Origin of the sequence: Blautia sp. DFI.3.45 (assembly GCF_020593505.1) — a bacterium.
Lineage (GTDB): Bacteria > Bacillota > Clostridia > Lachnospirales > Lachnospiraceae > Blautia_A > Blautia_A wexlerae.
Genome location: NZ_JAJDMI010000036.1, coordinates 22,236 through 38,924 on the forward strand (window position 1 = coordinate 22,236; position 16,689 = coordinate 38,924).

13 protein-coding genes are annotated in these 16,689 nt (G+C 43.0%); 6 read left to right on the plus strand and 7 right to left on the minus strand.

Annotated features, from left to right (window positions below):
* Nucleotides 1-3 precede the first annotated feature (3 nt).
* Nucleotides 4-1,971 carry a TRAP transporter permease gene (locus LJE09_RS12350; protein ID WP_008707539.1) on the plus strand — a complete coding sequence of 656 codons (1,968 nt, stop codon included), beginning with the start codon at nt 4-6 and terminating at the stop codon, nt 1,969-1,971.
* 60 nt (nt 1,972-2,031) lie between these two features.
* Here the strand turns inward: LJE09_RS12350 and rfbD are convergent, their stop codons facing one another.
* The 4 genes from rfbD to LJE09_RS12370 form a co-directional block, all read right to left on the minus strand.
* Complete coding sequence (gene rfbD, locus LJE09_RS12355) at nt 2,032-2,973, minus strand: dTDP-4-dehydrorhamnose reductase (protein WP_008707537.1); 942 nt, start codon at nt 2,971-2,973, stop codon at nt 2,032-2,034.
* Between the two features lie 3 nt (nt 2,974-2,976).
* On the minus strand, nt 2,977-4,005 hold the full coding sequence (gene rfbB / locus LJE09_RS12360) for a dTDP-glucose 4,6-dehydratase (protein ID WP_008707535.1): 1,029 nt from the start codon (nt 4,003-4,005) through the stop codon (nt 2,977-2,979).
* A gap of 176 nt (nt 4,006-4,181) precedes the next feature.
* Entirely contained in the window at nt 4,182-5,078 is an 897-nt protein-coding gene (gene rfbA, locus LJE09_RS12365; protein WP_008707531.1) for a glucose-1-phosphate thymidylyltransferase RfbA, read from the minus strand.
* A 223-nt stretch (nt 5,079-5,301) separates the two neighbouring features.
* Nucleotides 5,302-6,483 (minus strand): MerR family transcriptional regulator, encoded by a 1,182-nt coding sequence (locus LJE09_RS12370; RefSeq protein ID WP_008707529.1) that lies wholly within the window; start codon nt 6,481-6,483, stop codon nt 5,302-5,304.
* A gap of 510 nt (nt 6,484-6,993) precedes the next feature.
* On the opposite strand from LJE09_RS12370, the gene LJE09_RS12375 reads away from it, so the two are divergent.
* From LJE09_RS12375 to LJE09_RS12390, 4 genes are all read left to right on the plus strand, one after another.
* Nucleotides 6,994-7,749, plus strand: coding sequence for a DUF3825 domain-containing protein (locus tag LJE09_RS12375; protein ID WP_020993689.1), 756 nt, complete (start codon nt 6,994-6,996; stop codon nt 7,747-7,749).
* Nucleotides 7,750-7,898: 149 nt separating this feature from the next.
* Nucleotides 7,899-8,921, plus strand: a complete 1,023-nt coding sequence (locus LJE09_RS12380; protein WP_227311389.1) for an acyltransferase — start codon at nt 7,899-7,901, stop codon at nt 8,919-8,921.
* A 231-nt stretch (nt 8,922-9,152) separates the two neighbouring features.
* Nucleotides 9,153-9,893: a hypothetical protein gene (locus LJE09_RS12385; RefSeq protein ID WP_227311390.1), complete on the plus strand. Its 741-nt coding sequence runs from the start codon at nt 9,153-9,155 to the stop codon at nt 9,891-9,893.
* A gap of 150 nt (nt 9,894-10,043) precedes the next feature.
* Nucleotides 10,044-11,381 (plus strand): MATE family efflux transporter, encoded by a 1,338-nt coding sequence (locus LJE09_RS12390; RefSeq protein ID WP_008707523.1) that lies wholly within the window; start codon nt 10,044-10,046, stop codon nt 11,379-11,381.
* A gap of 23 nt (nt 11,382-11,404) precedes the next feature.
* On the opposite strand, the gene LJE09_RS12395 is transcribed toward LJE09_RS12390, so the two are convergent.
* The gene (locus LJE09_RS12395; protein WP_008707522.1) at nt 11,405-13,105 is read right to left on the minus strand and encodes a hypothetical protein; all 1,701 of its coding nucleotides are present in this window, start codon (nt 13,103-13,105) and stop codon (nt 11,405-11,407) included.
* Nucleotides 13,106-13,564: 459 nt separating this feature from the next.
* Between LJE09_RS12395 and LJE09_RS12400 the strand changes: the two genes are divergently transcribed.
* Entirely contained in the window at nt 13,565-14,800 is a 1,236-nt protein-coding gene (locus LJE09_RS12400; protein WP_044951998.1) for an O-acetylhomoserine aminocarboxypropyltransferase/cysteine synthase family protein, read from the plus strand.
* 245 nt (nt 14,801-15,045) lie between these two features.
* On the opposite strand, the gene LJE09_RS12405 is transcribed toward LJE09_RS12400, so the two are convergent.
* Both LJE09_RS12405 and LJE09_RS12410 read right to left on the minus strand, forming a co-directional pair.
* Nucleotides 15,046-15,837 (minus strand): ABC transporter permease, encoded by a 792-nt coding sequence (locus LJE09_RS12405; RefSeq protein WP_020993690.1) that lies wholly within the window; start codon nt 15,835-15,837, stop codon nt 15,046-15,048.
* Nucleotides 15,830-16,597, minus strand: a complete 768-nt coding sequence (locus LJE09_RS12410; RefSeq protein WP_008707519.1) for an ABC transporter ATP-binding protein — start codon at nt 16,595-16,597, stop codon at nt 15,830-15,832. Before LJE09_RS12410 ends, LJE09_RS12405 begins: the two co-directional genes overlap by 8 nt.
* Between the last annotated feature and the right edge of the window lie 92 nt (nt 16,598-16,689).

Genomic DNA, 16,689 nt, shown 5'->3' on the forward strand with positions numbered 1-16,689 from the left:
AGGATGAAAGAAAATAAGATAAAAAAAGCAAACACATCCCCGGAAGGGCAGGCTGGTTCTGAGAACATGAGCACAGCAGATGTAGATGCAGTAATGAAGAAATACGACCGCGAATCAAATATTCGTGTGTGGACCGGCAAATATAAGCTGGCTGTACGCGGCCTGCTGGTTGCCTTTTCTCTGTGGTGTATCTATGTTACCTTATTTGCAACCTTCCTGGAGGAAATCCGACTGACTTCTTTTCTGGGGCTGATCATTCTTATCGGATTTCTTACCTATCCGGCGAAAAAAGGAGATATCAGAGAAAACTACATGCCGATTGGCGATATTATTTTTATGATCGCAGGCACAGGTGCTTTTCTGTATTTTACTTTTTCTGCAAATCAGATCATCAATCAGGGTACCAGATTTGCCCCTTATCAGATTGTGATCGGTATTATCGGTATTGCTGCACTGATCGAGCTTACCAGACGATGCGTGGGCCTACCGATCCTGTTTGTGGCAGGTTTTTTCCTGATCTATGCACTGGCTGTAGGGCTTACCAATCCGGCATTTTTGGGAAGAGTGAAATTCCTGGTGCGGAATCTTTTCTACACAAAAGAGGGTATTTTCTCCACACCTGTAAATGTATGCTCTAAATATATTGTGGTATTTATTATTTTCGGTGCGTTTCTGGAGAGAACAGGAATCTCCAACTTCTTTATTCAGCTGGCTAACTGCATTGCAGGAAAATATGCAGGTGGACCGGCAAAGGTAGCGGTTATCAGTTCTGCACTCTGTGGAATGGTATCCGGTTCCTCTGTAGGTAACACAGTAACAACCGGTTCTGTTACAATCCCGATGATGAAGGACACAGGCTACAAACCGGAATTTGCCGGAGCAGTAGAAGCTGCTTCTTCCACAGGTGGACAGATCATGCCTCCGATCATGGGAGCTGCCGCATTCCTTATGGCAGATTTTGTGGGTGTACCGTACTCCAACATTATTGTCAGGGCGATTCTGCCGGCATTGTTGTACTTTACAGGAATCTTTATTTCTGTACATCTGGAAGCAAAGAAATTAGGACTTTCCGGAATTCCGAAGGAAAAACTTCCGGTATTTAAGCTTCTGATCCGTAAAATCTATCTGTTATTACCTCTGGTCATGCTGGTAATCTGGGTGTCCGGAAACTATATGACTATGCAGAAGGCTGCCAGTTATGCAATCGTTCTTTCTGTTATCGTAAGTCTTTTTGACAAAGAAAACAGAATCAGTGTTACCAAATGTATTGATGCGCTGGAAGCAGGAGGAAGAGGTGTTATCTCCGTAGCAGTAGCCTGCGGTGTTGCAGGAATCATTTCCGGTTCCATCACCATGACAGGACTTGCCAATGACCTGATCAACGGAATCATCAGTGTTGCAAACGGAAAACTGATCATTGCACTGCTTTTGACTATGCTGTGCTGTATCGTACTTGGTATGGGTGTACCTACCACTGCCAATTACTGTATCATGGCAGCAACCTGTGCTCCGATCCTGGTACGTATGGGAGTACCTACACTGGCAGCTCATTTCTTTGTATTTTACTTTGGTATTGTTGCAGATATCACACCGCCGGTAGCGCTGGCTGCCTACGCAGGTTCAGCCATAGCGAAGGCCAATCCGATGAAGACTGCATTTACAGCCTCCAAGCTGGCTATCGCAGTATTTATCGTACCTTATGTATTCTGCTTTAATCCGGCAATGCTGCTGATCGATACCACACCGCTTAAGGTTGTTCAGATCTTTATCACCTCACTGATTGGTGTGTTTGGATTGTCCTCCTCACTGGAAGGCTTCCTGTCAGTGAAAATGTCTGTACCGGTTCGTGTCTTAATGGCAGCAGGCGGACTGATGCTGATCGATCCGTCACTGATGACTGATGTTGTGGGAATACTTCTGATCGTGGGATGCTGCGTATGGCAGACCGCGCAGAAGAAGAAAACTGCATAGAGAAGAATAAAAAAACCGGCAAAACACCTGTCATTTGGGTGTCCTGCCGGATTTTTTTATTTAGAAATCCAGTTCTTTCAGATACCGTCCAAGTGCATCCTGCCAGGTGGGGAGTGGTGTGAAACCATTGGCTGTCAGTTTGCTCTTATCCAGGCGGCTGTTAAACGGTCTGGCTGCTTTGGAAGCGCCATACTCTGCAGTTGTGACGGAGTTGACTGTCATGTTTTCCGGGAGATATTCCGGGTGTCCCATGGCAGCGGCCTGACGGAAGATTTCTTTTGTGAAATCATACCAGCTGATATATCCGCCCTCATTGGTTGCATGATAATAACCGTATTTTTCAGTTTCGATCATATCTATCAGAAGTCTTGCCAGGTCATAGGTATAAGTAGGTGTACCGATCTGGTCATTGACTACGGAGAGAGTATCATGAGTTTTTCCGAGGTTGATCATGGTTTTGATAAAGTTTTTGCCGTTTTTGCCGAATACCCATGCAATACGGACGATAAAGAACTTATTAACTGTGCCGGATACTGCAAGTTCACCGTCCAGCTTTGTCTGTCCATAGACATTTAATGGTTTATAGTCCTTGCAGTCAGGCTCCCATGGAGTGGTTCCCTGACCATCGAATACATAATCAGTGGACAGATACAGCATCTTGATGTCAAGCTCTTTGCACACATCAGCAATATTCTGAGTTCCGGTTACATTTACCAGACGGACCTTCGGCTGATTCTCTTCATCTTCGGCAGCATCTACAGCTGTCCATGCAGCACAGTGGATCACAGCATCAACATTTGCTTCTTTAATGACTTTTTCTACAGAAGCTTTGTCAGTGATATCCATCTGAACATAAGGCATTGTGGTAACTGCAGTGCCATCAGCGATTCCACTGTAGGAAGGAGCAATGTCGCTTCCCACACCTTCATAGCCGCGTTTCGCAAGTTCGTTCATAACATCATGTCCAAGCTGACCGCCTACACCTGTTACAAAAATTCTCATAAATTATGCCTCCCCGCGGTTTGCGTACATTTTTTCATAGTAGTTCTGGTATTCACCGGAGATGATTGTTTCCCACCATTCTTTGTTATCCAGATACCATTTGATTGTTTTCTTGATACCGTCTGCAAATTTTGTTTCCGGTAACCAGCCAAGTTCGTTGTGAATCTTAGTCGGGTCGATTGCATAACGCATGTCATGACCTTTACGGTCTGCTACGTAGGTGATCAGGCTTTCTGGTTTGCCAAGTTCTTTGCAGATGATCTTAACGATATCAATGTTTGTCATTTCATTGTGTCCGCCGACGTTGTAAACTTCTCCAACACGTCCTTTGTGGATGATCAGGTCGATTGCGCGGCAATGATCTTCTACATAGAGCCAGTCACGAACGTTTTCGCCTGTTCCGTATACCGGAAGTGGTTTGTCATTTAATGCATTGGCGATCATTAACGGAATCAGTTTTTCCGGGAAGTGATATGGTCCGTAATTATTGGAGCAGCGGCTGATGGTTACAGGCAGTCCGTAGGTTCTGTGGTAAGCCAGCACCAGAAGGTCTGCAGAAGCCTTGGAAGAGCTGTAAGGGCTGCTTGTGTGGATCGGAGTTTCCTCTGTGAAGAACAGGTCAGGTCTGTCTAATGGAAGATCTCCGTAAACTTCATCAGTAGATACCTGATGATAACGTTTGATACCGTATTTGCGGCATGCATCCATGAGAACAGCAGTACCGATAATATTTGTGGTAAGGAAAACTTCTGGGTTTTCGATGGAGCGATCAACGTGACTCTCTGCAGCGAAGTTTACAACCATATCAGGGTGTTCTTCCTCAAAAAGTTTGTAAACTGCTTCGCGGTCGGTGATGCTTTCTTTTACGAAACGGAAATTTGGGTTGTCCATGACAGGTGCAAGAGTGGAAAGGTTTCCTGCATAGGTCAGACAGTCCAGACAGATGATGCGGTAATCTGGGTATTTTTTTAACATGTGAAAAATAAAGTTGCTTCCGATAAATCCGGCACCGCCGGTTACGATAATGTTCATAGTGATTCTCCTTAAAAAATATATAATATGAATATCTGTAAGATTCTGTTATAGAGTCAGGCAGATAAAATTATCCGCCTTGCTGCATGGCGGGTGATATATCAAATAACTGTTTGAAAATTTGATATATCACTCACTTGACTGCGAATTCGCTTGTACAGGTCTAAAAGCTTCGGTTAGTGCAATACATCCAGATATTTACCGTCCAGAACGTCTTTTAAGTACTGACCATACTGATTTTTCTTCAGTATTTCATAAACCTTCAGCACATCTTCCTTTGTAATCCAGCCATTGAGATATGCAATCTCTTCCAGGCAACCGATTTTGCGGTGCTGGTGGCTTTCCATTGTTTTTACAAAGTTGGTGGCTTCCACAAGGCTCTCGTGTGTACCTGTATCCAGCCATGTGAATCCCTGTCCGAGAAGCTCTACGTTTAATTCGCCCTTTTCCAGATAGATGCGGTTCAGATCTGTGATCTCAAGTTCGCCTCTGGCACTTGGTTTCAGATTTTTTGCATACTCTACGACACGATTGTCATAGAAGTATAAACCTGTGACACAGTAGTTGCTCTTCGGGTGCTCCGGTTTCTCTTCAATTGAGATAGCCTTGCCTTCATGGTCAAATTCTACAATACCGAATCTCTCCGGATCATCTACATAGTATCCGAAAACAGTTGCACCCTCGCCGGATTCTGCGTTCTTTACAGCAGCTTTCAGTCTTTTTTTCAGTCCATGTCCTGCGAAGATATTATCGCCGAGAACCATGGCAACTGTATCATTACCGATAAATTCTTCACCGATGATAAATGCCTGTGCAAGTCCGTCCGGACTTGGCTGTACTGCATAGGTGAGATGGACACCGAACTGATGTCCGTCACCAAGAAGTTCCTCAAAACGAGGAGTATCCTGCGGAGTAGAGATGATCAGGATATCGCGGATCCCTGCATTCATCAGTACAGACATGGGATAGTAGATCATTGGTTTATCATAGATTGGCAGAAGCTGTTTGGATGTTACCATTGTAAGCGGATAAAGGCGTGTGCCGGAACCGCCTGCTAAAATAATACCTTTCATGTGTATTCTCCTTTGTTATTGGCAGTATGCGGTCGGAGCGATATTTTGTCAGTTATCTATCTGTGTAAATGATAAGCAAAACATCAGGCGACTGCGATACTAATTCAACGGGTTTCTGGATTGTCAGTCTGAGTTACGATATCATCCTGACTCTGGTGATTGTATTATAAAAGGTGACCTTAGGTCACCTTCAAGTGCTTTTTACAAAAAAGTTAAATTTTGGTTATTTTTCACAAAGAAAAATGCCGGCATCCTTGGTAATAAAGAACCCATCCTTTGTCTTTCGCGATACAAATCCTCGGAAATCTTTGTATTTGTCCAGAAGATACTGATTCTGATTTCCATGGCAGGAGAGGATATAGGAAATCAGCGGTTCTGCATCGGGGACAAGAAGAGAGTCCTTATAGCTTTCCCAGAAAATACGGGAAAAATACGGTGCCAGGATATCTGCTCCGTTTTCTCTGCCAAAACGCTCATAGAGTTTGTCTGCGGAGAGAACGATCCGGTCGTCAAAATCCCGGACCAGTCTGCTGACTTCCTGCATGTGTTTTTTTCCATAGGTACTGCAGATCAGTTTTCCGCCCGGAGTGAGCACACGTTGAATTTCGCTGCATACAGCAGAGATATCTTCACAGTAAAAAAGCACATGGTTTGCAATGACCAGATCAAAGCTTCTGTCTTCATGAGGAATTCTTGCACAGTCAAATGCCTCGAAGGAAAAACGGCTGTCTTTGCGTCCGATAGCACGTCTGGCATCACGAAGCATTCCGGATGAAAGATCAGAAAGAGTAACGGAAACTTTACCGGGGAGGCTGGAAATATTCTGTGTCCACAGAACACCGTCGCCGCATCCAAGTTCAAGGATACGCATCCCCGGATGAATCTGGCACTGCTCATAAACCCATGGAAACCATCCCTGTTTATTCTGGGAATAAAGGCTGTGCAGATTAATGCGTGAGGAAATGTTGGAGGCGTTCTGGTATTGATTTTTCATGCTTTTCTCCATGCCTGTCAGGTGGATTAGGTCAAGCATCTGATTCCAGTCTATGGCATGATGGGAGCGGATCGCATCTGTGGTATCCTGGATTGCCTTTTCCACCAGCTGCATCTGCTCGATACGGTCACGTACCAGCTTTAACTGGATGTTCAGGGAATTTTCCATAAAATGATAGTCTGAGTCGTCAATGGTCATTTCCCGTATGTCATCCAGGGAGAAACCCAGATATTTCAGAAGCAGGATCTGGGAAAGTCTTGCAAAATCCTCATCTGTATAAAAACGTGCGCCGGATTCTGTTACATAGGAGGGTTTGAGGATATTCTGTTTGTCATAATAGCGGATAGTGCGGAGTGTTACATGTGCCATCCGTGCAAATTCTCCGGAAGAGTAGTAGCCGTCTTTTTTCATTGTAAAACCTTCTTTAAGAAAAATAGTCTTGCCCGCAAATGTGGATAGAAACAGTTGTTCAGCCTGCATTTGCGTATTGCTGATATGTGTAGAGTATAACACAGCTGACCGGCAGGCTACAAGCATCAGGTATTACCGGATGGATAATATACTGTCTGAATGTACCACTATCCCGCGAGGTGTTTTGGCATCAATATGCCAAAATCCCGAGACATACAAGCCAAAATTCCATTGCCGCAGGCAATCTGGAATGAATTTTGGCTAAGTTACTGTGAACGGAGTGAACAGTAACTTTTGAATTGTAAGTCAGATGGTAATTTTTGACATTTTTTGGTGGATGCTAATCCTTGTCTTTTGACAGAAATTATGGTATGTTAAATAATAACAATCAAAACTGATTTTCATACAAATCATAATCTGGCAGTTCTGCCATATTTTTTCCAAAATACAATAAATATTAAGAGAGAACAGTAATGACAATATGAAAGGTGCAGGGACAGGAGGAGCCTGATGATTAATTTATTTGATTTTACTTATTGCGGAGACTATAATCGGCAGATTCAGAATCTGGCAAGGATGGTGCCGGAGAAGTGGAGCTTTTCGGATACAGATGATAACGGAATTCTGAAAGGATACCTGGAACATACATTTAAACGCCTTTATGAAGAACAGAAGGTGTGGGAGAAAAAGAATTATGCCATATTTAATACAGGACTCTTTAATTACTATTATCAGCCGATTTATGCGTATTTTATTCCCAATCTGGTCCCGGACAGGCAGCCCTGGTTTCTGGATGGCTTTTATACAGAATACTATTTGTTAAAAGAAGGAATCACCTGTCTGCCGGAAAAGGCATGCTATGTGGAAAATCCGTCAGATCTTGTGTTTGATACAAAACTTCCGGTAATTCCACAGTACGAGCATATTTTCGGGGATGAGGAAAATGCTGCCCGTCTTCCAAAGGAAGTACGTGACAGCAGCATGAAAATGCAGCTGTTTGACGGCGCGCTGAAACAGACAAAAAGAATGCTTGAGGCAGATTACAGAACGGCAATTCCACAGTATTATAATCACTCAATTCAACTGCTGCTCCCAATCTGTCTCCGCCATCCGGGAAAACCCGACCTTGCACTGGCGTGTATGAAAACTTCGGACGGAAGCAAATATCTGGGGCGTACCTGCCTGACTCTCAGAATGGCCTATCATAATGCCAGGCTCCTTGCAAGGGTGGACCGAAGCTGGCTGATGACTTCTGTATCTGCCTGAGGTTTGACATGTGTGGTTCGCTTTGATATATTATAGCAGCGAAGCGGATGATTTTATCTGTCTGACTGAAATGATGTCAGGTTAGATATTTTTACGGATTGTTCTGCTGCTATAGATGAAACAACAGAAAAAGGTGGGTGAGAAATCAAATGCGAAATAAAAGTCTGGATGCTGTAAAGGCCATTGCTGCGTGCCTGGTGGTATGCATTCATGTAAGTTTTCCGGGACAGGCCGGGCAGCTTGTAAAAGTACTGGCAAGATGTGCGGTGCCGTTTTTCTTTATGGTATCCGGGTATTTCTGTTATTATCAAAATTGCAATGCCTCAAAAAGAATATTGTCTAAAATCCTGCATATCATGAAGCTTTTTGCAGTTTCAGTTGTGTTTTATTTTATCTGGGAATGTTTTATGAAAGCCTGGAATGGGGAGAGAGTATGGACATGGATAAAAGGGCTTGTGAGTACAGAGCATCTGAAGGAATTTTTCGTGTACAACAGTACTTCTCCGGTAAGAGCACATTTATGGTTTCTTCCTGCATTAATTTACTGTTATCTGCTTGCTCTCCTGATTGAAAAATGGAGAATGCGTAAGGCTGCATATTGTATGGTACCTGTATTGCTGGCAATACTTTTATGGAGAGCGGAGTTTTGTGTCTTTTTTGACAGATTTTATCACACTATGGAATACAGAAACTTTCTGTTTACAGGAATGAGCTTTTTCCTTACAGGTCAGATGATCCATGAATATCAGGATAAGATAGTATGCAAACGTCTGGAGCAATGGATGCAATGGGGATTGAAAGCAGGGATGAGTTTCGGTGTGGCACTCAGCATGATGGAATATGCTTTCCGGGGGGCTGGAGAAATTTACACAGGAAATTGTGTTGCAGTGATCTGTCTGTTTCTGTGGCTTATTTTATATGGAAGGGAAATAAATTTTCCCTCTGTACTGGTGGAAACCGGAAGAAAATATGCGTTCCTGATCTATCTTCTTCATCCGGCGATGTCAGACCTTCTGAAAAAATGTTCAGAAGGTCTGGGAGTCAGCAACTGTCAGATTTATTTTTGGCTGCGTCCGGTTTTGGTATATATGCTGACAGTGGTGACAGTTTCTGGCATATCTGCGGTCTCTGCGTATGCAAGGCAAAATATTTTGCAGAATGATCATGTATAGTCAGGGTATGAAAATCCGGAATGAATTTTGGCTGCGTTACTGAGAATGGAATGAACAGTAACATAGTAACGTTATCTTCAGGAACCGCGGGAATTATAACTGTTCACATAATGGAAAATGTGATATAGTAATCAGTAAATCTTATGAACGTAACCGTCCGGTGTTTCGCAGAATGGCGGACTGCTGAACAGTTACCGAAAACCATTATGCAGAAAATACAAAGGAGAGAGAATGGCAGATAAAAATCAGGACAAGAACCAGAGTAAGAACAGAGCAGAACAGGAAGAAGAGCACGATGAAAGCGTGCTGAATCCGGAGATTAAGAATGAATCGGATTTGTCAAAGAAGGAAAGACGTCTGATTGAGAAAGAAAAATTAAAGGGAATGGGGCCAAAGAAAAAGCTGGAATATATCTGGATGTATTATAAACCGGCTATTTTCGGAGTGATCGCAGTGATTGCTCTTATATTCGGAATAAAGGATTACTATGAACAGTCCAAAATAAAAACAGTTCTGTCCATGACAGTGGTAAATTCAATGGCAAATGATACGGAAACTCCTGAGCAGAAAATCAAAGAAACACTTGGGTACAAAGATGATCCCTATAGTAAAGTAGAGATAGGCGTGAATCTTACTACGGACTCTGAAATGGCAGAATTTGATTATAATGCACAGATGGCTTATGTGGCACAGATCCAGGCAGGTTCCATTGATATTATGGTTATGCCGGAGAAGCTTTATCAGACTTTGAAGAAGAATGAGCCATTTGCAGATTTGAAGGAATTGATGGGTGAGGAAGCTTTTGAGAAGTTTGGAATGCAGACAGATACTACGCACATTTCCATTACTGACAGTGAGCTTGAACAGGAATTAGGTGTAATCTACGATCCTGTATGCATTGCAGTGCCGTATTCAGCACCGAATCAGGAAAACGCAGTAAAATGGATAAAAAGTCTTGACAGCAGGAAATAAATTATGATATGTTAATCACACCAAAACTGGTGTGGATTTTTCAGTCTTGTGACAAACATGAACTCTTTTCGCCGCACGATTATCATACAGCAATGTAGAGATAATTGTGTGGCGTTTTTTGTTGCAATGAAACAGAGAAAGGAAAAAAGAATGAACAATACTTTTATGAAGAAAAAACCGATTCTGCCGCTTCTGGCATCTATGGCAATGCCTATGGTACTGTCTATGCTGGTGAATTCACTGTACAACATCGTAGACAGCTTTTTTGTGGCAAAGATCAGTGAGCAGGCGATGACAGCTCTGTCTCTGGTATTTCCTGTACAGAACTTTATTAATGCAGTTGCCATTGGTTTCGGTGTGGGAATCAATGCACAGATTTCTTTTCAGCTGGGAGCAAAAAATATTAAAAATGCGAATATAGCAGCTACCCATGGTATGCTCTTTAATATTATCCATGGAATTATTTTTACAGTAATCTGTATTCCGTTTATGCCTGTATTTCTCAGTATGTTTACAAAAGCGCAGGAAGTGATCTCATCTGGTGTGCAGTATTCAACTATTGCATTTGCATTTTCCACAGTGATCATGATCAGCCTGTCCTTCGAAAAGATTTTTCAGGCTGTGGGCAGAATGAAACTGACAATGATCAGCCTGATGATCGGTTGTATTTCCAATATTATCCTGGATCCGCTGCTGATTTTCGGAGTGGGGATTTTTCCGGAAATGGGGATCAGAGGTGCAGCACTGGCAACTGGTCTTGGCCAGGTATTTACAGTTATTGTATATCTGATCGCATATAAGAAGTGTAGTATTCCGGTGGAGATCAGCAGGAAATATCTGGAACTTAACAGGAACCTGGACGGGAAGCTGTATATGGTAGGGATTCCCGCAATCCTGAATATTGCCCTGCCGTCAGTTCTGATCTCTTTCCTGAATCAGATATTATCGGCTTTTTCCGGAAGCTATGTAGTGGTTCTGGGAATCTATTATAAGCTTCAGACTTTTTTATATCTGCCTGCAAGCGGCATTGTCCAGGGAATGCGCCCGTTGATAGGATATAATTACGGAGCAGGAGAAATAAAGAGGGTAAAGAAACTTTTTGGGATTTCTGTGCTTCTGAATGGTATGATCATGCTGGCAGGAACGATCATCTGCTTTACAGCATCAGAGACATTGATGGGAATGTTTACTGAGAACCCGGAAACTGTAAGACTTGGCACTGCAGCATTACAGATTATCAGTATCGGGTTTATCCCATCTGCCATCTCTGTTACAGCTTCCGGTGCATTAGAAGGACTGAGCAAAGGTGCTCAGTCCCTGGTGATTTCGTTATTAAGATATATTATAGTGATCATTCCGGCAGCTTATCTGCTGTGCTATTTTGCCGGGGCAGATGCTGTGTGGAATGCGTTCTGGATCTGTGAATTTATAACAGCAGTAGTAGTAGGTATCGGGATAAAGTATTACTGGAACCGTCTGCTGCAGTAGACGATAGTGATAAAGCTGCTAAGTCAGGCTGCGCCTGCTTCAGCAGACGCAGCATCAGACTCTGCTTCTGAGGCATTTTCATCAGTAACATCTTCGGCATCGGAATTGCTTCCGCCGCTGAGAACATAAGTGATGACTTCGTCCGGAACGCCTGCATTGGACAGATTATCCATAAGTGTAGTGAGGTCGAGTGTAGCTGCGTAGGCACTCATATCATCTTCATTGGTTACGTCATAAACATCTCCCAGAGCCGTAAGGTCCGGAATTTCAACAGATTCGCCTGCACCGGAAGTAACAGTGAAGCTTCCGAGAGTGCTTCCTGCACTTTCAACGGACAGTGCAACAGAACCAGAATCTTTTGCTGAATTTAAATCTAATACAAGTGCAAAGTTCTCGAGCATGGAAAGAGAAGAATCTGTATCTTCTGAAGAATCAGCAGGGAAGGTGATAGTATAGTTACCGTTTAAGTAACCTTCTTTTGCAGATTCGGTGTCGTAGTCCTTTACTTCGATAACAGCTGCGGCTGTATCATCCTGAGAAATTTTATAGGTTCCGTTTAATTTACCGCCATCAATCTGACCGGATCCGGACAGGGAGAGTGTGCCGGAATCATCTGTTTCAATGGAGAGAAGATAGCCAAAGTCTGAGCCGTCCCTGGTCATCTGCCAGTTCAGAACAGGAGTTATTTTATCACCTTCCTGAAACTCAATTTTACGTCCTGCAATTCTGCCGGTCTCATCAACCCAGATTCTGGTGTTGAGATGAGAATCATCGGAATCACCGGTATCTGCATCTTTCAGAAAATCAAGACCGTCTTCTACAGCTTTGGTAAAGCTTTCATGCAGGTCCTCATTACTTGAGAGTTTCTCTGTCCAGGTATCGAGGATGTTCTCAATATCACTGTCTGATTTTGCTTCTTCCAGGATTGCAGTTGCAGTTTTTACAGCGTCTTCGGCTGAAATCTGGCCTTCATATACTGTACAGTCCTGACTGATATCACCTGCTGTCAGAGTTTCCTGACTGCTTTCGCCTTCTGTTACATTGTCAAAAAGCATAGATCCGTATTTATCCAGAAGTGTTTCTACTACAGAAGCTTCTGGAGCTGCTGCTGACAGATCAGACATCATGGAAACAGTCAGACTGAGACTGTCAGAATAAGCGGAAGCGAAATTGTCTGTCGGAATATCTGCATCTGAATCATCAGGGGTTAATTCTTCAAGATCATTTTCAATATTGGCAGCCTGTTGATCTGCGGCTTCTTCCAGATTGGTCTTGAAATATTTATCAGAGAGTTCAGGGATGCGCATATAAATATCCTGGCTGTCCGGATCAAGATAATATTCCAGAGTACAGATTTTATTATCATTAAGAAGGACCTTCATCAGAATACCTTCTTTTCCTTCTGTAAAAGAGATATCATTGGAAAGTGTGACATTGTCCAGCCAGGAGACATCAAATGGTGCGACAAACCCCAGTAGTGAACGTCCGGAATCTTCAAATTTCAGAATCATGTCACTCTGCATTCCTGACATCAGAGACTGGCTTTCTTCTATAGATGTAGCGTAAGAAGATGCCATTTCTGTGACCTTTTTTGCCCATGCATCTTTTTCAATGGAAGCGTAACTGTCTGCTGCAAATGCTGTAGATGGAATTGCAGCAGTACCAAGAAGTGCTGCAGTACAGATCGCGGTTGTTTTTCTTAACCATTTTTTCCTTGTTTTCATAAAGGGCCTCCTTCCGTTCTGTTATGAATCTTATGTAGTGGAATTACATTTCAGGACATTCATTTTCAGATATGTCGTTTGACTGAAATAATAATCTATAGCAGTCCTTGTAAATGATTTTTCAAATACGCTCTATATTAAGATGCATTATTTTAGAGGATTGCTATATATCAATTTTACCAGATAAAGATAGAAAAAGCTATGTTTTTTCGACAATATGGAAAAAGATGTTGATTTTAGACTAAATTATTTCTATAGAAAAATAACAAAATATAGAAAAAAACTATACGTGTATATAAATAATTGATATAAGAAAATTTATTGACAGATTTATGTGAAAAATATATACTACTATTCATATCGAAACACTATGGAATTGCTAAAAACAGGGAAACGATATATCACAGAAAACATACCGTTAGTCCGGAGATTATTATATTTTACAAGGGGAATATGCTCATGGAATTTCAGACTAAATTATTACACGGAAAAGCAGTAGACAATTATGCGAATGGTTCAACAGTGCCGCCTGTCAGCCTGGCAAATGCTTTTGCATATGAATCTTCAGAACAGCTGGAAAAAGTATTCCAGAATCGGGCACCGGGATTTGCATATACCAGGATTGCGAATCCGACAGTAGATGCGTTTGAGCGAAGAGTAAATGAATTAGAAGGCGGGATTGGAGGTGTAGCCTGTTCCTCCGGAATGTCAGCGGTTACATTATCATTACTTAATATCCTGCAGGCAGGGGATGAGGTAATCGCAGGAAGTGCATTGTTCGGAGGTACACTGGATCTGCTTCATGATCTGGAGGCATTCGGAATCAAAGTACATTTTATACCGAGGGTAGAGAAGGCGCTGATCGAGCCGTTTCTTACAGATAAGACCAGAGCAGTGTTTGGCGAAATAGTAGGAAATCCCGCACTGAATGTAATGGATGTCCGGGAAACAGCAGATTTTCTTCATGGAAAAGGAGTGCCGCTGATCGTAGACAGCACAACTTCGACTCCTTATCTGCTTAATCCGATTCAGTACGGTGCGGATGTAGTGGTGCATTCTACTTCTAAATATATAAATGGAAGTGGAGATGCCATCAGTGGAATTATCATTGACAGCGGAAACTTTTCCTGGAGTCCGGAACGTTATCCTGGAATGAAGGAATATAAGAAATACGGAAAGTTTGCTTATCTTGTGAAACTGAGGAACGGAATCTGGCGAAATATGGGCGGCTGTCTGGCTCCGATGAACGCTTATCTGAATATTATCGGAATGGAGACACTTGGTCTTCGTATGGAGCGGGTCTGTAATAACGCTTTCCGGCTTGCCCAGGCACTGGAGAAGCTGGAAGGTGTATCTGTCAACTATCCGCTGCTGGAGTCCAGTCCATATCATGAACTGGCAGAAAAACAGCTTAGTGGAAAGGGTGGAGCGATTCTGACTATCCGTGCAGGTTCCAAAGAACGGGCGTATAAGCTGATCAATCATCTGAAATATGTAAAGATTGCAACCAATATCGGTGATGTGAGAACTCTGGTGATTCATCCGGCGTCTACAATTTATATCCACAGTACGCCGGAGGCAATGGAAGAGGCTGGAGTGTACGACGACACAATCCGTATCAGTGTGGGTATCGAAGATATAAAAGATTTGATAAAGGATTTCACAGAGGCAGTGGAGAGCCTTGGAGAAGAATAATTCATGATATACACATTATCAGGCGCTTTGGTCGGAACATGATAGTAACCGGACAGAGGCACTGGTTTAAAAACAGAATAACTGACAGACAGTCAGAGACAAGAGAAGCCCCGGAAGTTCAGGAGTGTCCAGTTAAGTGGAACTCGATGATCTTCCGGGCTTCTTTTTGCAGCAAAATTTTTTCAGATATTGAATCTGTTTCCGAAACCGTTTCGTTATAAAAAATAGCGGTTAAAAATTAACAACTATCTGCGGGCGCGTTTTTCAATCAGTCCGAGGAGTCCGTACAGGATAATAGCGATGATGCACAGAATGATAATGGACATCAGTACCCAGGTAAGCTTAAAGGTCTGGCTGGAATAGATGATCAGGTAGCCAAGCCCTTTTCTGGCACCGATAAATTCGCCTATGATAACACCAACCAGACACAGACCAATATTAACTTTCATAACACTGAGCAGTAACGGCACAGAAGACGGAAGAATAATCTTCATAAGCTTTTCTTTCTTCCCACCGCCCAGCGTCTCAATCAGCTTCAGTTTTTCCGGGTCAGCTTCGCCAAAACCTGTATACAGATTCAAAATCGAACCAAAGATAGCAACCGACATACCGCAGACAATAATCGTCCGTTCGTTGGCACCAAGCCATACAATAAGCAAAGGTGCCAGAGCAGATTTCGGAAGGCTGTTCAATACTACGAGATAAGGCTCTGTGATCTTCGCAAGTCTGGGACAGGTCCACAGCAGAACTGCCATCCCTGCACCCAGAACAACAACGAACAGAAAACTGACCAGTGTTTCCGTAATTGTAACAGAGAGATGGGGAAAAATAGAGCCGTCTCTGCACATACTGCAGAAGCTGTGCCAGATCATTACCGGACTGCTGAAGATAAAAGAATCGATCAGTCCGGTCCTGGCGGAGATTTCCCACAACACCAGAAAGAAAAGAAGAATAAATATCCGCAAAAAAAGAACAAGTTTCTTTTCTCTTTTCTGATGTCGGATATACTGTTGCTGATGATATGAGATTTCAGACATCATGATTCAGCTCCTTCCAGATAAGATTGAAATAAGATTTAAATTCAGGCGCATTTCTGGAAGCCATAGGAGTACGGTTCTCCAGATCAAAACAAACTGGCACAATCTTACGAATGATGGCAGGCCTTGGAGAAAGAATGATAACCCGGTCTGCCATGCTGATCGCTTCTGAAATATCATGGGTGACAAGAATTGCAGTCTTTTTTTCCTGACGCAGGATTTTGCCGATATCATCACTTACGCTGAGTCTGGTTTGAGAGTCGAGTGCAGAGAACGGCTCATCCAGCAGAAGAAGTTCCGGTTTTAATGCCAGAGTACGGATCAGTGCAGCTCTCTGGCGCATTCCTCCGGACAATTCGGACGGATGTGCAGAGCGGAATTTGTCCAAACCGTAATCTGAGAGAAGCTGATTTACATAAGCAAGTTTTTCGGCAGTGAGTTCCCTGCGGATTTCCAGTCCGAGAAGAACATTTTTATAAATTGTCCGCCACTCCAGCAGATGATCCTTTTGCAGCATATATCCGATACGGCAGTCACCGGAAGTTACCGGCGTGCCGTCCAGAAGAATCTGTCCCTGTTCTGGCCGGAGCAGACCACAGATCAGATTCAGCAGCGTGGACTTTCCACAGCCTGACGGCCCGACGATGGCGAGAAATTCACCTGGCATCAGTTGAAAGGATATATGAGAAAGGGCAGGGGTTTCCCCTGATAAACTGTGGTAGGAGAGACTGACATCTGTAATATCCAGCAGTGGTTTCATACAGATACCTCCATATTCGGTGAATAGTAACGAATATTTGTTACTGTTCACACACCACTATCCCGCGAGGTGTTTTGGCATGAATATGCCAA

Excerpts from the sequence above, each read along its gene's own strand:
- LJE09_RS12405 (WP_020993690.1), bottom strand. The coding sequence starts at position 15,837 with ATGTCTGAAATCTCATATCATCAGCAACAGTATATCCGACATCAGAAA.
- LJE09_RS12375 (WP_020993689.1), top strand. The coding sequence starts at position 6,994 with ATGATTAATTTATTTGATTTTACTTATTGCGGAGACTATAATCGGCAG.
- rfbD (WP_008707537.1), bottom strand. The coding sequence starts at position 2,973 with ATGAGAATTTTTGTAACAGGTGTAGGCGGTCAGCTTGGACATGATGTT.
- rfbA (WP_008707531.1), bottom strand. The coding sequence starts at position 5,078 with ATGAAAGGTATTATTTTAGCAGGCGGTTCCGGCACACGCCTTTATCCG.
- LJE09_RS12370 (WP_008707529.1), bottom strand. The coding sequence starts at position 6,483 with ATGAAAAAAGACGGCTACTACTCTTCCGGAGAATTTGCACGGATGGCA.
- rfbB (WP_008707535.1), bottom strand. The coding sequence starts at position 4,005 with ATGAACATTATCGTAACCGGCGGTGCCGGATTTATCGGAAGCAACTTT.
- LJE09_RS12400 (WP_044951998.1), top strand. The coding sequence starts at position 13,565 with ATGGAATTTCAGACTAAATTATTACACGGAAAAGCAGTAGACAATTAT.
- LJE09_RS12395 (WP_008707522.1), bottom strand. The coding sequence starts at position 13,105 with ATGAAAACAAGGAAAAAATGGTTAAGAAAAACAACCGCGATCTGTACT.
- LJE09_RS12410 (WP_008707519.1), bottom strand. The coding sequence starts at position 16,597 with ATGAAACCACTGCTGGATATTACAGATGTCAGTCTCTCCTACCACAGT.
- LJE09_RS12380 (WP_227311389.1), top strand. The coding sequence starts at position 7,899 with ATGCGAAATAAAAGTCTGGATGCTGTAAAGGCCATTGCTGCGTGCCTG.
- LJE09_RS12385 (WP_227311390.1), top strand. The coding sequence starts at position 9,153 with ATGGCAGATAAAAATCAGGACAAGAACCAGAGTAAGAACAGAGCAGAA.
- LJE09_RS12350 (WP_008707539.1), top strand. The coding sequence starts at position 4 with ATGAAAGAAAATAAGATAAAAAAAGCAAACACATCCCCGGAAGGGCAG.
- LJE09_RS12390 (WP_008707523.1), top strand. The coding sequence starts at position 10,044 with ATGAACAATACTTTTATGAAGAAAAAACCGATTCTGCCGCTTCTGGCA.